Here is a 20065-nt window from a genome sequence, read left to right as displayed (position 1 = left end):
GCTGAGCCCAGCCGCTCGTAAGAAAAACGATTAGTGAGGTAAGATTGTTAATAAGTCACTCATTTTTTCTAACACATAATCAGGTTTGTAAGACTCTAAATATTCGCGTCCTTTAATTGTCCATGCAACAGCAGCTGTCTTCACACCAGCATTTTGTCCACCAACAATATCGTGATGGTTATCGCCTACCATCAAAGATTCTTCCGGCTTTGCCTCTAATAACTGAAGTGCCCTTTGAATTGGCTCTGGATGTGGTTTCACATGTTCTACATCATCAATTGTTACCACAACATCAAAAAACTGCTTTAATTTCGTTAGCTGTAATCCCATTTCAACAGTTTTGCGCGCCTTTGTTGTTACAATCCCGACTTTATAACCTTTTTCCCGAAGCACCTGTACAGTTTCATACACTGTTTCATACTCTTCTACTAATTCATCATGATGTTCATGGTTAAAATCACGATAACATTGAATAAGTTCTTCCACTCGGTTCTCGTCGATTTTACTAAATGTATCGTGTAATGACGGACCAATAAATGGCAGTACATCTTCACGTTTATATTGATTTGGATAGTATTTTTCTAATGTATGCAAAAATGAAGAGATAATAAGTTCGTTTGTATTAATCAACGTTCCATCCAAATCAAATAACACTGTATTAATTTTCATCTTTTCGCCATCCTTTGTTGTTGTATGATAAGAAAAGAAGCAGCGCCGCATATGTGACGCTACTTTTTTCATTCAACCCCGACTCATTCACTGAATCACAAAGTTATATCATTATTGTTCTAAATATCGTTTATCTGCATACCCCATTTTGCGTCTCACAACAATGAAAATGATGGAGACGATAATTATGGCAATTGATATAACTTGTGCAACACGAAGCGGGCCGAGCATTAAGCTATCTGTACGTAATCCTTCTATAAAGAAGCGCCCAGTAGAATACCAAATTAAATATGTAAAGAATAGTTCACCGCGGCGTAAATTCGCTTTACGAAGAAGTAAAAGCAAAATAACCCCAGCAAAGTCCCATAATGATTCATATAAGAATGTCGGCTGGTAATATACACCATCAATATACATTTGATTTATAATAAACTGTGGCAAATGTAAACTTTCGAGAAATTGACGCGTCACTTCACCGCCATGTGCTTCTTGGTTCATAAAGTTTCCCCAGCGTCCAATCGCTTGTCCAAGTAAAATACTTGGTGCAACAATATCTGCTAGCTTCCAAAAAGAAAGACCGCGTTTTTTCGCAAATACCCATCCTGTAATAACTGCTCCGATTAATCCGCCATGAATGGCTAAGCCGCCGTGACGAATTCTAAGAATTTCGCTTGGATTTTGCGAATAATAGCCCCATTCGAAAATAACATAGTATGCACGTGCACAAAGGATTGCAATCGGCACCGCAATCAATACTAAATCAATAATTGTATCTTTCGGCAGACCAAGCCGTTCACTTTCCCGAGTTGCGAGCCATAAGCCAAGTAAGACACCAGTGCCAATAATTACACCATACCAATAAATCGGAAACGGTCCGAGCTGAATCGCCACACGATCAAGCTGTGGTACAGACCCTAACAGCATATTCTCTACTCCCTTTCTCTTTCTATCAGTGGAGGAGAAAGAACCCCTCTACTGATGAAAGTTTCACTTATATTAATTTTGATCTCCTAGTTCAATCGCACTCATAAGACGCTCTGAAAATTGCTGCGCTGCATTGACACCCATACGTTTTAAACGGAAATTCATCGCTGCCACCTCAATAATAACAGCTAAGTTTCGACCAGGTCGTACTGGAAGTGTAATCTTTGTAATATCTGTATCAATGATCTTCATTTTTTCTTCATCTAAACCAAGGCGATCGTAGTTTTTCTTTTGATCCCAAATCTCAAGATTAATTACAAGTGAAATACGTTTATGATTACGCACTGCACCTGCACCAAATAACGTCATAACGTTAATGATGCCAAGGCCACGAATTTCAAGTAAATGTTCAATTAGCTCCGGTGAACTTCCGACTAGTGTATCGTCATCTTCTTGACGAATTTCTACACTATCATCAGCCACAAGTCGATGTCCGCGTTTCACAAGCTCAAGTGCTGTTTCACTTTTTCCGACACCACTTTGTCCTGTAATCATTACACCAACACCATAAATATCAACTAATACACCATGAATTGCTGTTGTTGGTGCTAATTTACTTTCTAAGTAATTCGTCAAGCGGCTTGATAAGCGTGTTGTTTTTAACGGTGAACGCAGCAGGGGCACATCTGTCTGGCGAGATGCTTGCATTAATTCCTCAGGTACATCTTGACCGCGCGTTACGATAATACACGGTGTTTCTTCTGTACAAAGTGCTTGCATACGCGCTTGCTTTTGTCCTTCTGTTAACGTATCAAAAAAAGTAAGCTCTGTTTTCCCAAGAAGCTGAACACGATCCGCTGGATAATATGTGAAAAATCCCGCCATTTCAATTCCAGGTCGTGATAAATCACTTGTATCAATCGGACGATGAATTCCTTCTTCACCGCTTACTAGTTCTAAATGAAAATGTTCAATTAAATCTTTCGTTCGAACTTTTGGCATATGTAAACCTCCACGTTGCGGAATGTATCTAAGCAGCGTACTACCACTCTCCCCGCTATTGTACCATTTTTTTCTTAAAACAAGAAACACGGTTTCTTTTCAAAAAGAAAAAAACATTCCACGCTTTGCGCAAAATGTTTTACGTTTTGTCGGATACTTATACTCTCCACTTATTTTTTCTCAGACAATGGTTCAATAATCACTTTATCAATTAACATGTTTAAAATCGAAATAAAGATTGCTGCAACAATCGCTACGCCAAATCCAGATAAATTAAACGCATCGCCAAGTAACGAATCTGTAATTTCCAACGTAATCGCATTAATAACAATTAAGAAGAAACCAAATGTTAATATCGTAATTGGCAGCGTAATTAAAATTAAGAATGGTTTCACAACTACATTTAAAACTGCTAAAATTAAGCTTGCAATAATTGCTGTTTTTATATTTGCTATTTCAAACGCACCTGGTGCAAAAATTTTAAGAAGACCCGATACAGCAATTAGCACAATACTATTCACAATAAGTGATAGAATCCATCTCATATTCCTTACACTTCCTTTTCATTAGGGACAATTACAACCCAAACTACATATATCAACAATAATACTCCAAATCAGAAAAAAAAACCAAGTACAATTACAGTGAAACTTCCTTTCGGAGATGCCTTTTCCTCCGAAGGGTTAGTTGAACCAATCGGGCTCTTACAAGCAGTTCCTCCTTCTCGAATTTTCATCTTTGCTTACTGCTTGTTTGAGCGGGGTACAGTGAAACTTCCTTTCGCAGATGCTTTTTTTCCGAATCTTGAGTTGCCCAAAAGTAGCGGGATCATTTACTCATTCGCAAGCACCTGTACACCTTTCACAATATTCCATATAAAAATAACAAGATTCACAAGACCAAATAACAACATAGCTACAAGTACGAGTACACCAATTTGTTCTGGTGTGTTCATAACAAATACAAATAAAAACACGAGAAATAAACAAAAAAATGGTAGTAAATGTGAAATGAAAGCTTTCTTTGCATGAGATTTCACATCTTCATGAGGAACAACAAAATACACGATAATTGGAAACAATAACGGGGCAAAAAAAATACTGAAATAGCAGCATGAAGCTAAAATTTTTTGCGTAGAATCCACAAAATCCACTCCCTTTTTCATGGATATAGCAGAAAACATCTAATAAAGAAGTAATACTTCCTTATTAGATGTTTGTTTTACTGTGTTAATTCTACTTCTTCTACTTTTTCTTTCATGCGTGCTTTATCACGATCTAAAACACTTTTTAAATACTTGCCTGTGTAAGAACGCTCTTCTTTCACAACCTGCTCCGGCGTACCTGTTGCAACGATTTGTCCGCCTTTATCGCCGCCTTCAGGTCCAAGATCAATAAGGTAGTCTGCCGTTTTAATAACATCTAAATTATGTTCAATCACAAGCACTGTTTCACCATTATCAACAAGACGCTGAAGCACCTTTAATAGACGAGCAATGTCATGTGCATGAAGACCAGTTGTCGGTTCATCTAAAATGTATAACGTTCGTCCTGTTGAACGGCGATGCAGCTCAGATGCTAGCTTCACGCGCTGCGCTTCTCCGCCCGATAACGTCGTCGCTGGTTGACCGAGCTTCATGTAATCGAGTCCTACATCCACAAGCGTTTGGAGCTTACGTTTAATTTTCGGGATATTCGCAAAGAACTCTACTCCATCTTCAATTGTCATCTCTAATACTTCAGAAATATTTTTATCTTTATATTTTACTTCTAATGTTTCACGATTATAACGTTTTCCGTGACAAACTTCACATGGAACATATACATCTGGTAAGAAGTGCATTTCAATTTTAATTATTCCATCGCCGCGGCACGCTTCACAGCGGCCACCTTTCACATTAAAGCTGAAGCGCCCTTTTTGATAACCGCGCACTTTCGCTTCATTCGTTCGTGCAAACACATCACGGATATCATCAAACACACCTGTATATGTCGCTGGGTTTGAACGCGGTGTACGCCCAATTGGTGATTGATCAATATCAATCACTTTATCTAAATGCTCAAGACCCTTAATTTCTTTATGCACACCAGGCTTACTTTTCGATTTATATAATTTTTGAGCAACTGCTTTATATAGCACTTCATTAATTAATGTACTTTTCCCTGAACCTGATACACCCGTCACAGCAACAAATGTACCAAGCGGGAATGACATCTTCGCATTTTTTAAATTATTTTCCTTCGCTCCAATGACCTCAATTTTACGGCCATCACCTTTGCGGCGCTCTAGCGGAACTGGAATGAACTTTTTGCCTGATAAATATTGTCCTGTTAAGGAATTGTCATCATGCATCACTTCTTGCGGCGTACCGGCTGAAACGACTTGCCCGCCGTGAATACCTGCACCAGGACCAATATCTAATAAATAGTCTGCAGCCATCATCGTATCTTCATCGTGTTCAACAACAATAAGCGTATTTCCTAAATCACGCATATTTTGCAGCGTTTGAATTAAGCGGTCATTGTCACGTTGATGCAAACCGATAGAAGGTTCATCAAGAATATATAATACACCCGTTAACCGCGATCCAATTTGCGTCGCTAAGCGAATACGCTGCGCTTCTCCGCCTGATAATGTTCCAGCTGCACGGCTAAGTGTTAAATAATCGAGTCCTACGTTAACTAAGAAGCTAAGACGCTCTTTAATTTCACGCAAAATAAGATTGGCAATACTTTGTTGCTTTTCTGTTAATTCAATATCGGTAAAGAAATCATGTGCTTCCTTAACAGAAAACTGCGTTACTTCCGCAATCGTTTTCTCACCTACAAAAACAGCTAAACTTTCTGGTTTTAAACGACCGCCTTTACATTTTGGACAAGCTTGCTCTGCCATGTATTTTTCCATTTGCTCACGAATATAATCGGAGCTTGTTTCTCGGTAACGGCGCTCAATGTTAGGAATTACACCTTCAAAAATAATATCGCTTTCCTTTACTTGGCCAAAGTCGTTCACATAGCGGAAATATACTTTTTCATCTCCGCTTCCGTATAACACCTTCTCAAATAAATGTTTCGGAATATCTTTTACCGGTACATCCATATCAATGCCGTAATGGTTACAAACAGACTGCAACAATTGCGGATAATATTGTGAACTTGTCGGTTCCCAAGGTGCAATCGCATGATCGTTTAATGATAAATCCCAGTTGGGAATCACTAAATCAAGATCTACCTCTAACTTCGCACCAAGACCGTCACAAGACGGACAGGCACCGAACGGACTGTTAAAAGAAAACATGCGCGGCTCAAGTTCACCAATAGAAAATCCGCAATGCGGACAAGCATGATGCTCGCTAAACAGCAACTCTTCTTCTCCGATTACATCAATTAAAACGCGACCTTCACCAAGCTTCAAAGCCGTTTCTAATGAATCAGCAAGACGGCTTGCAATTCCTTCTTTCACAACAATACGGTCAATTACAACTTCAATCGAATGCTTTTTATTTTTATCTAACGTAATTTCTTCCGATACATCAAGCATTTCCCCGTCAACGCGAACGCGGACGTACCCCTGCTTTTTAATATCTTCTAACACCTTTACATGTGCACCTTTACGGCCTGATACAATCGGTGCAAGCACTTGCAGCTTCGTACGCTCTGGATATTCTAAAATACGATCTACCATTTGCTCAACTGTTTGCGATGTAATCTCAATGCCGTGATTTGGACAAATCGGTGTTCCGATACGCGCAAATAATAAACGTAAATAATCGTAAATCTCTGTCACCGTTCCAACTGTTGAACGCGGATTGCGGCTCGTCGTTTTTTGATCAATTGAAATAGCCGGAGACAATCCTTCAATTGCATCCACATCTGGTTTATCCATTTGCCCTAAAAATTGACGTGCATACGCCGATAGTGATTCTACATAACGGCGCTGTCCTTCCGCATAAATCGTATCAAATGCTAACGACGATTTCCCTGAACCAGATAACCCTGTTACAACAACAAGTTGATTTCTCGGAATGGTGACATCAATATTTTTTAAATTGTGGGCTCTCGCACCCTTTACAACGATAAAATCTTTACTCATCGCCTTCACCCTTCTGCTTTTAGTTCTAGTAATAAATCACGAAGCTCAGCTGCCCGTTCAAAATCAAGCGCTTTTGCAGCTTCTTTCATTTCCGCTTCCATTTTTGCAATAACATTTTCTCGTTCTTTTTTCGTCATTTTCTTAGAAGTTAGTGGTGCTGTCTCATACGTTTCTGTATCTTCCGCAGCCATCGTTGCACGAATAACATCGCGCACCTCTTTTTGAATTGTTTTTGGTGTAATCCCATGTTTTTCATTGTATGCTTCTTGAATTTGACGACGACGCTTCGTTTCATTGATTGCGATTTCCATCGATTTTGTAATTCGGTCTGCATACATCACAACATGACCATTTGCATTACGCGCTGCCCGACCAATCGTTTGAATAAGCGAGCGCTCTGAACGAAGGAATCCTTCTTTATCTGCATCTAATATTGCTACAAGCGACACTTCTGGAATATCGAGTCCTTCACGAAGTAAGTTAATACCAATAAGCACATCAAACTTTCCTAGACGAAGATCGCGAATAATCTCAATCCGTTCTAATGTTTTAATTTCAGAATGCAAATAATTTACTTTAATACCAACATCCTTCAAGTAATCAGTTAAATCCTCTGACATTTTCTTTGTTAATGTTGTAATTAAAACGCGCTCATTTTTTGCAATTCGATCGTGAATTTCTCCTAATAAATCATCAATTTGTCCTTCGATTGGACGCACATCAATTTGCGGATCTAAAAGCCCAGTTGGACGAATAATTTGCTCCACAACTTCCGGTGTATGTTCTAATTCATACGGTCCCGGCGTTGCTGATACGTACACAACTTGATTCGTTTTCTCTTCAAACTCTTCAAACATAAGCGGTCTGTTATCTAGCGCTGATGGCAGACGGAATCCATGATCGACAAGCACTTGTTTCCGCGCTTTATCTCCGTTGTACATCGCTCTTACTTGCGGCACTGATACATGCGACTCATCCATCACGATAAGAAAATCTTTAGGAAAATAATCTAATAATGTATATGGTGTTGAACCAGCTGGACGGAGCGTCAAATGACGGGAGTAGTTCTCAATCCCTGAACAAAAGCCCATCTCACGCATCATTTCTAAATCGTAACGTGTCCGCTGCTCTATCCGCTGCGCTTCTAATAATTTACCGTTATCATTTAATTCCTTTAAACGTTCTTCTAATTCTTTTTCAATATTTTCAATGGCAACTTTCATTTTTTCTTCGCGTGTGACGAAGTGAGATGCCGGGAAGATTGCCACATGCTCACGTTCTGCTAATACTTCACCTGTTAATGCATTCACTTCTCGAATACGATCAATCTCATCGCCAAAAAACTCAATCCGAATACAATGTTCATCAAGGGATGCTGGAAAAATCTCAACTACATCCCCGCGCACGCGAAACGTTCCACGCTGGAAGTCAATATCATTACGGCCGTACTGCACATCAACAAGTTCACGAAGCAATTGATTGCGTTCCTTCTCCATACCAACACGTAAAGAGACAACAAGCTCACTATATTCTTCTGGAGAACCTAAACCGTAAATACAAGACACACTCGCTACAATAATGACATCATCTCGTTCAAATAAAGCCGATGTCGCTGAGTGACGCAATTTATCAATCTCATCATTAATTTGTGCGTCTTTTTCAATAAACGTATCGGTTTGTGGTACATACGCTTCCGGTTGATAATAGTCGTAGTAACTAACAAAATATTCAACCGCATTGTTCGGAAAGAAATCTTTCAACTCACTGTATAGCTGTCCTGCTAACGTTTTATTATGAGCCATTACAAGTGTTGGCTTCTTCACTTCTTTAATGACATTTGAAATCGTAAATGTCTTACCCGTTCCTGTCGCTCCAAGCAACACTTGATGTTTCTTACCATTTTTAATCCCAGCTACCAGCTGCTCTATCGCTCTTGGCTGGTCACCTTGCGGAGAATATTCTGAGACAATTTCAAATTGATGTTCCAAATAAATCCGCCCTCCTCGTAAAAAATCTGTATTCTCATTTTACCACGAATACTCATAAAAAAACCAAAAAAACGAACAAGCATTCGATAAACAATTCGACAGCGTTTCTACAAATCTAATATGTAATAACAAAAAAGAGCCTTATTTACTAAGCATCTGCCCATGGTTATTCATGAGGTACCTTCAGCAAAAAATAACTGATATACTCATGATTTCCTTTACATTTACTTAGTTTATAGCTTACGTCTTCACCGCTTTTTTCTTCCATAATCCCTTTACACACATCACTTTTTTTCCTTTATGACTTCCTCCAAATTTATCGTTGGAATCATCAAAAAGATAGTTTATATTGATTCCATCATAATCTAATGTTTGAAAAATCGGATCTCCTTCATCTGTATAATTCACAATACGCACTTTATTCCGCATTAACGGGCAATAAGACCCCCACTGATGGAAGTTTCGCTTAATACTACCATCCAAAATGAAATTTAGCGTAGCAATAAAAACACCTATACAAATATCGACAAGAAGTCCATCGTTTTTTTGTATAGGTAGAATTTTCTAAAAATTTTATATTTACAATGCCCATTTTTCATATTACAATACGTTTAAAGATTCGACATTATACGACAACTTGATCTTAATGTTCAGAATATTATAACAACTATGAGGGTGAGGGATTTATATGGATCTATTTCGAAAAAAATCGATTTCCGCAATGTTAGCACAATCGCAGCAGAAAGGAGCTTCTTTAAAAAAGGATTTAGGGGCATTTGATTTAACAATGTTAGGAGTCGGCGCCATTATCGGAACAGGTATTTTCGTTCTTACCGGCGTTGCCGCAGCCGAACATGCAGGACCAGCACTTATTTTATCGTTTATTTTATCAGGTTTAGCCTGCGTATTCGCGGCACTATGTTATTCCGAATTCGCTTCAACTGTACCAGTATCAGGTAGTGCATACACTTACAGCTATGCAACATTTGGAGAAATAATCGCTTGGATTTTAGGATGGGATTTAATTCTAGAATACGGATTGGCATCTTCAGCCGTTGCATCTGGTTGGTCAGGATATTTCCAAGGATTATTAGCTGGATTTGGCATTAAACTGCCGCATGCTTTAACAAGTGCTTACAACCCTGCGGCTGGAACATATGTAGACGTACCGGCAATTTGCATTATTTTCATCATGACATTGTTATTAACAAGAGGCGCAAAAAAATCAGCTCGTTTTAACGCTATTATGGTAGCTATCAAATTATTTGTTGTTCTTTTATTCATCGGTGTTGGTGCTTTCTATGTAAAACCTGAAAACTGGACACCATTTATGCCATTTGGCTTCTCTGGCGTAACAACTGGAGCTGCAACTGTATTCTTTGCTTATATTGGATTTGATGCTGTATCAACAGCTGCTGAAGAAGTAAAAAATCCACAGCGTAACATGCCAATTGGTATTATCGCTTCCTTAGCAATCTGTACAATCTTATATATCGTTGTTTCATTAATATTAACAGGAATCGTTCCCTACAGTCAGTTAGATGTAAAGAACCCTGTAGCATTTGCACTGCAATATATTCATCAAGATTGGGTTGCCGGCCTTGTCTCTTTAGGAGCAATTGCTGGGATTACAACAGTGCTACTCGTTATGTTATATGGACAAACACGTTTATTTTATGCAATGAGCCGCGATGGCTTACTGCCAAAAGCACTTTCTCGTGTAAGCCCAAAAACGCAAACACCTGTTATGAATAGCTGGATTACAGCAGCTATGGTTGCTTTCTTTGCTGGCTTCGTTCCATTAAGCAAGCTAGCAGAACTAACAAACATCGGTACATTATTCGCATTCATCGTTGTATCAATTGGCGTTATCATCTTACGCAAAAAACAGCCAGACTTGCCGCGTGCCTTTAAAGTACCATTCGTACCATGGGTTCCAATATTAGCAATTCTATTCTGCGGATACCTAACATTACAGCTTCCAGTAACAACATGGATTGGCTTTGGCGTTTGGTTAGTTATCGGTTTAATTGTATATTTCAGCTACGGATATAAAAACAGTACTTTGAGAAACGAACAAAAAGACGACGCCGCATAAAGTGAAACTTTCATTCGGAGATGCTTTTCCTCCGAATGGTTAGTTGAACCAATCGGGCCCTTACAGACGGTTTGCTTCTCTTCCTTGCCTAACTTCTTACCGGCTGTTTGGGCGGGATAAAGTGAAACTTCCTTCTAGGAGCGTTTTTTTCCCAGAAGGTTAGTTGAACCAATCGGGCTCTTACAAGCAGTTCCTCTTCTTGCACTCCCATCTTTTCTTACTGCTTGTTAGAGCGGGATAAAGTGAAACTTCCCTCAGGGGTTTTACTATCCGATAATACGAGGTAACAAAAAAGCTGTTGTCCATTAAGGGCAGCAGCTTTTTTATATATTGACATACACCAAATTCACGTAGCTCAAACAAGATGTTTTCAACTTGAATGAACAGCTAGCTCGTCACGCATTGTCCACACGTGTTTTCTACTTATGGAATACAATGTATCAAAAATAAAGAAAAGAGGTTTAACATCAATATGCCTGATCATCATGACAAATCTGATGAGGAATGTCTTAAAGATAAATCAAATACTCATAACTGTTTTTTTGGAAATCATACAATTGGATCAACAAATTCCCCAGTACTAGTTCTCATACCAGGAGGCACTAGCCATCAACCTGTTTTTCAAGATTTTACTGATAATCAGAATAAAACATTACTTCAGTTGAATTCTGTCTCATTAAAAGGTGGAGATCCTTTACCTTTGACGGTAACCATTATATTAAAAAGCCCCTGTAATCCTATTACCGCTATAATTACAGAAAGTACAAGAATATTTCAAGTAGAAAACTTTAAGAGCTTGAGTGTCTCAAATCTTGACTCTACTCAAGGTGGATTACATGTATTCATCAAAAAAATTGATCTGTATCTGCCGTGAGAAATAAAGGGCACGGAAAGAGAAAGAGATGTTATCCTAGCGCGGCAACATCTCTTTCTCTTTCTTTTTCTTTTTTGGGAAAATAACATAAGAGAGAGTAATAAGCGTATCTACAAAAAAAACAATTCTCCACACTTTACTCACACGATTCGCGATTTCATTTAAAAATACATCTGCATCAAAACTAGCTATATTTTCAAGCGACACCAATCCATACAAAAAAAAAATACAATGTGCGTACCAGCAAATAAAACAAAGTGAATCCCCCAATGAAATAGCTTCAAGAAATTTTTAACATCTCATTCAAAATAAAAAAACCGCTAAAGCACAAAGCCTCAGCAGTTTTTCAATAACTAATTATTTATTGCTTCAAACACCATTTCCGTCTACATAATACCCATTAATCCAACTATTCGTTGCGTCCTCTCATATATAGTTGCCTGTGTACACTGATCCGCGGCTGTGCATGGCTTGAGAGCACGTGCTTTTTTAGTGGCCGCTAACTTGATCTACATGTGCAATGTGTTTCCGTCCAAAAGCAACGACCAGCATGGCCAAGAATACAAATACAGCGCCAATTACGAAAGGAACATGTGGAGTATACGTTTCAGCAAGCTTATTTGCCAGCCAAGGTCCGATCGCTCCGCCGATGAAACGGACGAAGCTGTATGCTGCGGAGGCCGTAGCGCGCTCTACTGGCGCAACTTGCATAACCGCTGTAGTGATCAAAGTATTATTCGTTCCCAAGAATAGGCCTGCGATGATAACAGAAACAATAATAACTGTTCTTGATTCTGTCCAAATTCCCATTGCCAAAAGAGTTAATGCAAACAAGGTTAACATCGCGCACATTGATTTAATCGTTCCAAATCTGGCTTGAAGCTTCGGAGCAACAAAGACGGATGTGATAGCGAGACAAATTCCCCATCCAAGGAACACATATCCCAATCCATGCTCATCCAATCCCATGACGAATGGAGCATATGCCATTAACGTGAAAAATCCGATGTTATAAAGGAATGCTGTAATCCCAAGTCTTAATAATCCAGGGAATTTCAATGCTTTGATCGGATCAAGGATAGAGCTTTTTACTTTCGGCTTTGCAACCTGAGGCATTTTTAATAAAAGAGCAAAAAAAGCGATGATCATTAGCACGCTTACCCCGTAGAACGGGCCGCGCCAAGAAATAGAGCCTAATTCTCCGCCAAGCAGCGGGCCTACGGAAATACCAAGCCCGATGGCTGCTTCATACAAAATGATTGCTTTGGTGGTTCCGCCTACAGATAAACTTACTATCGCAGACAACGCTGTGGCAATAAACAATGAGTTACCAAGTCCCCATCCACCGCGGAAAGCGACAATTTGCCATATGCCGTCTGAAGAACCCGCCAGTGCCGAAAAGACGATGATAAATAGAATACCGGTCAATAAAGTCCATTTAATGCCAATCCTGCTGGAGACAACGCCGGTGATCAGCATCGCAATCCCAGTAATCAAGTTATAACTTGAAAATAGTAAGGAAACCTGGCTTGGGGTTGCATGAAGTTGTTCTGCAATCGCAGGTAAAATAGGATCGACAAGTCCTAAGCCCATGAAAGAAATGATTGAGGCAAAAAAGATAACCCAAACGACAAGCGGCTGTTTGGCCGATTGGTTTTGGGCACTAAGTGAATATGATTGATTTGAATTCATCCATTCCAAACTCCTTTATATATAGTTTTGGGGCGAGTTCAACCTACCGTTTACGGGTCTCTGATTGATATCTCTTATCCATCCCCTTTATATTGAAAAAGCTATGATTGCAATTTCGTTACAAATATTAGTATAAAACTTTCTAACCTTGACGTCAACGTTAATTAAAGTGGACAAAAGAATGATTTTATTAATAACTTCCTCTTCTTCGTTAGCGTAAACTGCTTGTTTTTTCTGAAAAGCTTTGGTTGTAGTATAATATTCTTGAGCTAAAAAGCTCCATCCTGTTAGTGTAATAGTAAAAATAAAGAAACATAGGAGCGGAATGATGGACGGAATAAAAATAGATGACGTAGCGAAACAAAGCGGTTTAACGAAACGAACCATCAGATATTACGAACAAATCGGACTGCTGCCTGCTCCCCCGCGAAGTGAAGGAGGCATAAGATTATATTCCCAGGAACATATTGACTTCCTGAAAAAAATCACAAATGCCAAAGAAGTAATGGGCTTTTCCCTTCAAGAGCTTCAGCAATTCATCGCGCTCAGCGACACGTTAGAGCTTCACAAAGCGGATTACAGGCAAGTAAAAGGCACAAGTGAACAAACAGAAAAGTTAAGAAAAGTAGTAAATACTATCGAAGAGCAGCTGAACTTCATCGAACAAAAAAAGAAAAACCTCTTAAAGGTCGAAGAAGATTTAGTCTCACTTAGGGACCGTGCGAAAGCAGCGTTGGTTCGATTTGAGGAAGAAGAATCTGGGCAATAGGAAACACATCTCCATCAAGGTAAAGTAATTAAATACCCCTGCCCACCAAGCTAATATTTTGAAGTACCTCCAAAACAAAAATTTTATCCCTCCACAGTTGTCTACGAGAATTCAGCTCATTTTCTTCGTTTTGGGGAACAATGAATTTCTTAACTTGATGGCGATGGGAAAAAGCCCTATCAAGCCTATTTGATTGCTAGATACATATTCTAAGAATACGGATTTATAAAAAAACTGCCGAACCATAACGTTCAGCAGTTTTTTTTATCTATTCCAAACTCCATTTGATCGTATCATAATCCTCGGTCTTCTACGCAAAATGTAATACCTTTACGAGTATATATCCAAGAACAGAAAGCAATACCGATCCAATCAATCCTGCAACAAATGCTTTTGTTCCTAGTTTACGAAATGTCTTAAATTCTACATTTAAACCAAGCCCAGCCATTGCCATAGCCATAAGCATGTAAGAAACAACAACAATATCGCTTGCAATTTTTTCAGGTACAATTCCTAATGAATGAAACGCACTAACTGCTAAGAAGCCAAAAATAAACCACGGAATCGGAACATCACGCCAAGATTTCTTTTCCCCCGATTCTTCTCCGCGCTGAAACCATATGCCAATTAAAATTGCCACAGGTACAAGAAAGGCAACGCGCGTTAACTTCATAATTACCGCAATATCCACCGACTCGCTTCCACCAGGTGCTGCCGCTGCAATTACATGAGCAATTTCATGCAATGTTGCACCTGAAAAAACACCATATTCATACGGAGACAAATGAAGTACAGGATATAGTAGCGTATATGCTAATGTGAAAATAGTTCCTAAAATCGCAACGATCGCTGCACTAACCGCTACTTCTTCGTCCTTTGCTTTTACTTGTGGTCCAATCGCAATAACTGCTGCTGCTCCGCAAATCGCTGTTCCGCATGCTGTTAACATGCCAAGCTTCTTCTCCACTTTATAAACACGTGTTAATGCATATACAACAATAAGTGTAAACGTAATGACAATTGCCGCCATAACCAATACCTTCGGGCCCGCCTTCACAATATCAACTAAATTTAACCGCATACCGAGTAATATAATCCCTAGACGCAGTAGTTTTTTACTCGCAAAATTCGTTCCTGCGATCGCTTGACTTGGTACACCAATTGCCGCTCTCCATACCATTCCAATTAGAATAGCAATCACTAATTGGCCCATAATACTTAAAAATGGAAGCTGCGCCAAATATCTTGCAACAATAGCAATAAGTAACGTAATCCCAATACCTTGCGCAAATCCAAAACGCTTCTCCTTTTGTAACTCTAACATTTGTTCCATTTTATACCACTCCAATAATCATCTTATAACATGCATGTTCGTTCTACTTTCATTATAAGAGTATTTTAATCATAAGTTTAATACTAATATGATATCTCAATCATCAAGAAAACTTATGATAAAATAAAGTGAAACTTCCATCAGTGAACGATTTTTTTCACTGATGGTTAGTTGAACCAATCGGGCTTTTACGGGCAGTAAAACCCACACCTATCTTCCTCGCTTCTCTCTGAATCTTGAGGTGTGGGTTTTACTGCCCGTTAATGCGGGATATAACGATAAACGGAAGCGGCTCGTTCAGAATGGGAGAGGGATGGGGTTTCTGACAAAGAGGTGCTCTTTACCTCGGCGGAAGAAGCAAAGCCACCGACCACTCTTGCCGCTAGAGCTGGACAATAAGAAAAGCGGAGCCGACTATTTTATTCACCGAAAGGAATGAGTCTCATAAACACCGACATTTTAAAAATTTTTGTAACAGTCGTAGAGCAAAAACACTTTTCAAGAGCTGCCGAAATGTTGAATCTTTCACAGCCCGGGGTAAGCATGCACATTCGCAATTTAGAAAATGAATTTGGTACAACGCTCATTCAACGCTCACCAAAACATGTGCAAGTCACAGAAGCTGGGAACATTTTATACATACATGCAAAACAAATGCTCACTCTATATGAAGAAGCAAAACAAGAAATTCATGACCTGCATAATATTGTTACGGGTACACTGCGCATTGGCGCCAGTTTTACAATCGGAGAATATCTTCTTCCCAAGATATTAGCAAACTACGCGAAGGAACATCCGCGCGTTGAAGTTCATACCTTTATCTCGAATACAGAAGAGGTCTTACAGGGAGTTCGCTCGAATCAACTAGATATTGGCTTAGTAGAAGGGCAAGTGATATACACAGATGTAGACGTAGAATCATTTATGGAGGATGAAATGAAGCTTGTCGTTCCACCAAATCATCCTCTTACAATGACAAGTCCGATTGATACAAACATACTGCAAGATCAAATATGGGTGCTCCGCGAAACCGGTTCAGGAACGCGAGCTTACAGCGACCGCTTCATCCATGACCATCATCTAAAAATGAAGCGTTACTTCACATTTAGCAGCATTCAAAGTGTAAAGGAAGCCGTTGCTGCCGGACTCGGAATTGCGATTTTATCAGATTGGACGGTACGTAAAGAACTGCAAGCTGGCGAAGTATGTCATATACCTGTCCCAAACGAAAAGCTCATGCGCCCTTTTTCTATTGTACGAGGAAAATATTTCATTCCTTCCAAAGCGATTCAAGTATTCTTAGATCATGTGCAAAACTTTGCGGATAAACATAGTTGACCTTTACACTAATGTGAAGGTTTAGAATAAGGAGAGAAGGAGTGATGGTTTTGCGCATCGGAGAATTATCTAAACATACAGGCGTAAGTGAACGCTCCCTACGGTATTATGAGGAAAAAGGCTTGCTTATTTCAAAACGGCTCACAAATGGCTATCGTGATTTTGATGAAGCGATGATTGAAAAAGTAGAGCTCATTCAAATGTATTTACAGTTAGGTTTAAACTTAGAAGAAACCGCGCGAATGCTGCGCTGTTTAGAAATAGAGCCACACTTTTATGATAATCCATGCAGCAGTATCATTACGCTTTACGAAGAAAAGCTCGCTGAAGTAACAAAGCAGATTTCGTTACTTTCTCATATCCAAACGAACTTACAAAAACACGTTACGCTGTTGAAACAAAGGAAAGAAAGGAATTGATAAATATGTTCGTTTTACACGGAAGTTCACGTTCAAATGGGAATACAGAACAATTAACGCATATGATGCTAGAAGGCGTACATGCTGAAGAAGTATATTTACGCAATCATACAATCCAACCAATTACAGACCAGCGTCATGATGCAGAAGGCTTTCAACCTATCGACGATGATTACGAAGATATCATTCAGCGTATGCTTGAGCATGATACAATTGTGTTTGCAACGCCACTTTATTGGTACGGTATGAGCGGATATATGAAAAACTTTGTGGATCGCTGGTCGCAAAGCTTGCGGGATGCATCACTTCATTTCAAAGAACGTATGCAAGGGAAAAAAATGTATGTTGTCATTGTCGGCGGTGACAATCCAAAATTAAAGGCACTCCCGCTTATTGCACAGTTTCAATATATTTTTGACTTTGTAGGAGCTTCTTTTGAGGGTTATATGATTGGGGTTGCCAACGCACCAGGCGAAATCGTGAATGATAAAGAAACAATAGAAAAAGTAAAAGTATATAATCGTACTTTCAAGCAAAAATAATTAACAGAATGATTTGACAAATACACCTCCATACACATACAATAAATGTAAATTTATGAAAGGAAGGTACATCGGCCAATGAAGTTCTAATTCTCTTTTTTATTCATCCATCACAAATAGTGAAACGAAATGATGAAAACTAGAAGAGGATTAGTATGCCCTTTTGTCGATAACTTTCTTTTGACATGAACATGTAAAAAATACGTGTACTGTTTTTTTGTGCATACCTTTTTACATACTATGGGTGACGTATATCCTCTCTAGTGAAACTAGGGAGGTTTTTTTATGACCATTTTAACAGCACGAAACATTGAAAAAAGCTATGGTGATCGTACTTTATTTACATTACAAGCACTTGATATTCAGGCGCATGACCGTATTGGAATCGTCGGTGTAAACGGTGCAGGGAAATCAACGCTATTACAAATATTAAGTAAAGAAATAGAACCTGATTGCGGAACAATCGACCACTACGGTTCCATCGCTATCATTCCGCAGTTCCATGAAGAGACATTAGAAACAGCTTCTTCTCTTTCAAAAGGACAATGGGGAATTTCTCATGTCACAACGAATATGAGCGGCGGCGAACGCGAACGTTTAAAAATTGCTCATGCTCTTGAACAAGAAGCATCTATCTTATTCGCTGATGAACCAACGAGTCATCTCGATATGTATGGCACAGAACAACTAGAGAAAGCATTACAATCTTATAAAGGAGCAATCCTTCTAATTTCCCATGACCGTTCCTTGTTAGACGCCATTTGCACAAAGATTATCGAAATTGAAGATGGCTCTGTTCGTGAATATAAAGGAAATTACACAAACTATCGCGAGCAAAAAGAACAGCAAAGGCAGCGCCAACAATCAGAATATGAACAGTATACGAAAGAAAAACAGCGCTTAGAAACAGCAATCACCAGCAGGCAACAGCGAGCTGCCGGTATGACAAAAATCCCAACTCGCTATAGTTCTTCTGAATCTAAGCTATATAAATCAGGAGCCGCTTACAGCCAAGGGAACGTCCAAAAAGTCGCCAAAGCATTAGAAACGAGATTAGAGCAATTAGAAAAGAAAGAAAAGCCAAGGGAAATTGCGCATGCAAAGTTTGATGCACAGTACCACGCACCGATTCACAGTAAAACGGTTGTGCAGTTTAATAAGGTTACGAAAAAGATTGGAAACCGCAGCCTCTTTCACAATATAAATGGAAGTATGGCTCCGGGCGCAAAGCTTGCTATTCTCGGAAAAAACGGGAGCGGAAAAACAACACTATTTCATATGATTGAAGCAAATGAACGAGGAATTCAACTTTCGAAAAGCTGTAAAATTGGTTACTTTGAACAAACATTAGCAATTCTGCAAAGTGACAAAACCATTTTACAAAACGTTATAGAAGAAACACGTTATGACGAATCATTTGTACGAACGATTCTTGCACGTCTTCTCTTTCGAAGAGAGGATGTTCATAAACAAGTGAACGTATTAAGCGGCGGCGAACGCGTGAAAGTAGCGCTGGTCAAAATTTTCTTAGGAGACTACAATATGCTCCTTCTTGATGAACCGACAAACTATCTAGATCTCGCCACTCAAGAAGAACTAGAGCAAATGCTACAAGATTATCCTGGTACTGTTTTATTCATTAGTCACGACCGCACCTTTGTTCATAAAATTGCTGATCACATTTTACACCTAGATGAAGAAGCACCACGACTCTTTCAAGGGAATTATGAACAGTATACAAAGCGGACAGAACAAGCTTCTATCAATCCAGCAGAGCAGGAACTGTTGCGCTTACAAACAAAGTTAACAGAAGTAATCGGGCGCATTTCAATGCCAGGACGTCATGATAATGTTATTCTTCTTGAAAATGAATATGAGCAATTGCTACGTCAAATTCAAGAATGCAGAACACGCCTACTCTAAAAATGAAAGAAAAAGGCAGATCACACTGCCTTTTTCTTTCATCTGAAATCAAACATGATTAAAATTTATTCCACGTTAACACATCATCAAGCGGAAGACGAACTTTTTCAAAACCAGCCTTAACTGCTTTACCTACACAAATTAACATGACAGGTTCAAGGTTTTCTGGAACGTTAAAAGCTTCTACAAACTTCTGCGGATGAAAACCGCCAATCGGCACAGTATCAAAGCCTTTTGCTTTTGCTGCTAACATAAGCTGCATCGCTACTAAACCACCATCAATCATCGCCACACGAGTAGCTTGCTCGTTAGAGAATTTTCCAATGAACGGATCCATATGATAACAATCTTAATTTATTTACATAAAAAGAACCCTTACTCTTGATAGAGAAAAGGGTTCAC

General features: G+C 39.1%; 18 protein-coding genes. 7 read left to right on the top strand and 11 right to left on the bottom strand.

The genetic code is table 11. From position 1 onward, the window contains the following. Window positions 1-30 precede the first annotated feature (30 nt). The 8 genes from ppaX to CN326_RS08865 form a co-directional block, all read right to left on the bottom strand. On the bottom strand, window positions 31-669 hold the full coding sequence (gene ppaX / locus CN326_RS08900; RefSeq protein ID WP_098308505.1) for a pyrophosphatase PpaX: 639 nt from the start codon (window positions 667-669) through the stop codon (window positions 31-33). Window positions 670-780: 111 nt separating this feature from the next. Further along, window positions 781-1593: a prolipoprotein diacylglyceryl transferase gene (gene lgt, locus CN326_RS08895; protein WP_098308399.1), complete on the bottom strand. Its 813-nt coding sequence runs from the start codon at window positions 1591-1593 to the stop codon at window positions 781-783. A 72-nt stretch (window positions 1594-1665) separates the two neighbouring features. Then, window positions 1666-2595: an HPr(Ser) kinase/phosphatase gene (gene hprK, locus CN326_RS08890; protein WP_141525008.1), complete on the bottom strand. Its 930-nt coding sequence runs from the start codon at window positions 2593-2595 to the stop codon at window positions 1666-1668. Window positions 2596-2765: 170 nt separating this feature from the next. Continuing rightward, window positions 2766-3140, bottom strand: coding sequence for a phage holin family protein (locus CN326_RS08885; protein WP_098308397.1), 375 nt, complete (start codon window positions 3138-3140; stop codon window positions 2766-2768). 287 nt (window positions 3141-3427) lie between these two features. Beyond that, window positions 3428-3760 carry a magnetosome magnetite crystal formation protein family gene (locus tag CN326_RS08880; RefSeq protein WP_098308503.1) on the bottom strand — a complete coding sequence of 111 codons (333 nt, stop codon included), beginning with the start codon at window positions 3758-3760 and terminating at the stop codon, window positions 3428-3430. Between the two features lie 56 nt (window positions 3761-3816). Then, on the bottom strand, window positions 3817-6687 hold the full coding sequence (gene uvrA, locus CN326_RS08875) for an excinuclease ABC subunit UvrA (RefSeq protein ID WP_098308395.1): 2871 nt from the start codon (window positions 6685-6687) through the stop codon (window positions 3817-3819). Window positions 6688-6692: 5 nt separating this feature from the next. Next, window positions 6693-8675: an excinuclease ABC subunit UvrB gene (uvrB, locus tag CN326_RS08870; RefSeq protein ID WP_098308393.1), complete on the bottom strand. Its 1983-nt coding sequence runs from the start codon at window positions 8673-8675 to the stop codon at window positions 6693-6695. 240 nt (window positions 8676-8915) lie between these two features. Next, window positions 8916-9104, bottom strand: coding sequence for a DUF4362 domain-containing protein (locus CN326_RS08865; protein ID WP_098308391.1), 189 nt, complete (start codon window positions 9102-9104; stop codon window positions 8916-8918). 259 nt (window positions 9105-9363) lie between these two features. Between CN326_RS08865 and bcaP the strand changes: the two genes are divergently transcribed. Both bcaP and CN326_RS08855 read left to right on the top strand, forming a co-directional pair. Beyond that, entirely contained in the window at window positions 9364-10773 is a 1410-nt protein-coding gene (gene bcaP, locus CN326_RS08860) for a branched-chain amino acid transporter BcaP (protein ID WP_098308389.1), read from the top strand. Window positions 10774-11245: 472 nt separating this feature from the next. Next, window positions 11246-11647, top strand: coding sequence for an exosporium protein D (locus CN326_RS08855; protein WP_098308387.1), 402 nt, complete (start codon window positions 11246-11248; stop codon window positions 11645-11647). A 489-nt stretch (window positions 11648-12136) separates the two neighbouring features. Here the strand turns inward: CN326_RS08855 and CN326_RS08845 are convergent, their stop codons facing one another. Beyond that, on the bottom strand, window positions 12137-13339 hold the full coding sequence (locus CN326_RS08845; protein ID WP_098308382.1) for an MFS transporter: 1203 nt from the start codon (window positions 13337-13339) through the stop codon (window positions 12137-12139). Window positions 13340-13667: 328 nt separating this feature from the next. Here CN326_RS08845 and CN326_RS08840 point away from each other — a divergent pair, with 328 nt between their 5' ends. Beyond that, window positions 13668-14108, top strand: coding sequence for a MerR family transcriptional regulator (locus CN326_RS08840; RefSeq protein ID WP_098308380.1), 441 nt, complete (start codon window positions 13668-13670; stop codon window positions 14106-14108). A 310-nt stretch (window positions 14109-14418) separates the two neighbouring features. On the opposite strand, the gene CN326_RS08835 is transcribed toward CN326_RS08840, so the two are convergent. Further along, window positions 14419-15441: a YeiH family protein gene (locus CN326_RS08835; RefSeq protein WP_098308378.1), complete on the bottom strand. Its 1023-nt coding sequence runs from the start codon at window positions 15439-15441 to the stop codon at window positions 14419-14421. Between the two features lie 444 nt (window positions 15442-15885). Between CN326_RS08835 and CN326_RS08830 the strand changes: the two genes are divergently transcribed. The 4 genes from CN326_RS08830 (at window position 15886) to abc-f (ending at window position 19663) form a co-directional block, all read left to right on the top strand. Then, window positions 15886-16779, top strand: coding sequence for a LysR family transcriptional regulator (locus tag CN326_RS08830; RefSeq protein WP_098308501.1), 894 nt, complete (start codon window positions 15886-15888; stop codon window positions 16777-16779). 50 nt (window positions 16780-16829) lie between these two features. Beyond that, the gene (locus CN326_RS08825; protein ID WP_098308499.1) at window positions 16830-17198 is read left to right on the top strand and encodes a MerR family transcriptional regulator; all 369 of its coding nucleotides are present in this window, start codon (window positions 16830-16832) and stop codon (window positions 17196-17198) included. Between the two features lie 5 nt (window positions 17199-17203). After that, the gene (locus CN326_RS08820) at window positions 17204-17740 is read left to right on the top strand and encodes a flavodoxin family protein (protein ID WP_098308376.1); all 537 of its coding nucleotides are present in this window, start codon (window positions 17204-17206) and stop codon (window positions 17738-17740) included. A gap of 285 nt (window positions 17741-18025) precedes the next feature. Then, entirely contained in the window at window positions 18026-19663 is a 1638-nt protein-coding gene (gene abc-f / locus CN326_RS08815) for a ribosomal protection-like ABC-F family protein (protein WP_098308374.1), read from the top strand. A gap of 58 nt (window positions 19664-19721) precedes the next feature. On the opposite strand, the gene CN326_RS08810 is transcribed toward abc-f, so the two are convergent. Next, window positions 19722-20000, bottom strand: a complete 279-nt coding sequence (locus tag CN326_RS08810; protein WP_098308372.1) for a nitroreductase family protein — start codon at window positions 19998-20000, stop codon at window positions 19722-19724. Between the last annotated feature and the right edge of the window lie 65 nt (window positions 20001-20065).

It is taken from the genome of Bacillus sp. AFS018417 (assembly GCF_002560985.1).
Taxonomy (GTDB): Bacteria; Bacillota; Bacilli; order Bacillales; family Bacillaceae_G; genus Bacillus_A; species Bacillus_A rhizoplanae.
This window is presented reverse-complemented; position numbering and strand designations above follow the sequence as displayed.

Coding starts and splice junctions, on each gene's coding strand:
- CN326_RS08885 (WP_098308397.1), bottom strand. CDS start 3,140: ATGAGATGGATTCTATCACTTATTGTGAATAGTATTGTGCTAATTGCT.
- bcaP (WP_098308389.1), top strand. CDS start 9,364: ATGGATCTATTTCGAAAAAAATCGATTTCCGCAATGTTAGCACAATCG.
- CN326_RS08880 (WP_098308503.1), bottom strand. CDS start 3,760: ATGAAAAAGGGAGTGGATTTTGTGGATTCTACGCAAAAAATTTTAGCT.
- CN326_RS08865 (WP_098308391.1), bottom strand. CDS start 9,104: ATGCGGAATAAAGTGCGTATTGTGAATTATACAGATGAAGGAGATCCG.
- CN326_RS08820 (WP_098308376.1), top strand. CDS start 17,204: ATGTTCGTTTTACACGGAAGTTCACGTTCAAATGGGAATACAGAACAA.
- abc-f (WP_098308374.1), top strand. CDS start 18,026: ATGACCATTTTAACAGCACGAAACATTGAAAAAAGCTATGGTGATCGT.
- CN326_RS08835 (WP_098308378.1), bottom strand. CDS start 15,441: ATGGAACAAATGTTAGAGTTACAAAAGGAGAAGCGTTTTGGATTTGCG.
- CN326_RS08840 (WP_098308380.1), top strand. CDS start 13,668: ATGGACGGAATAAAAATAGATGACGTAGCGAAACAAAGCGGTTTAACG.
- CN326_RS08855 (WP_098308387.1), top strand. CDS start 11,246: ATGCCTGATCATCATGACAAATCTGATGAGGAATGTCTTAAAGATAAA.
- CN326_RS08810 (WP_098308372.1), bottom strand. CDS start 20,000: ATGGATCCGTTCATTGGAAAATTCTCTAACGAGCAAGCTACTCGTGTG.
- CN326_RS08845 (WP_098308382.1), bottom strand. CDS start 13,339: ATGAATTCAAATCAATCATATTCACTTAGTGCCCAAAACCAATCGGCC.
- ppaX (WP_098308505.1), bottom strand. CDS start 669: ATGAAAATTAATACAGTGTTATTTGATTTGGATGGAACGTTGATTAAT.
- uvrA (WP_098308395.1), bottom strand. CDS start 6,687: ATGAGTAAAGATTTTATCGTTGTAAAGGGTGCGAGAGCCCACAATTTA.
- lgt (WP_098308399.1), bottom strand. CDS start 1,593: ATGCTGTTAGGGTCTGTACCACAGCTTGATCGTGTGGCGATTCAGCTC.
- hprK (WP_141525008.1), bottom strand. CDS start 2,595: ATGCCAAAAGTTCGAACGAAAGATTTAATTGAACATTTTCATTTAGAA.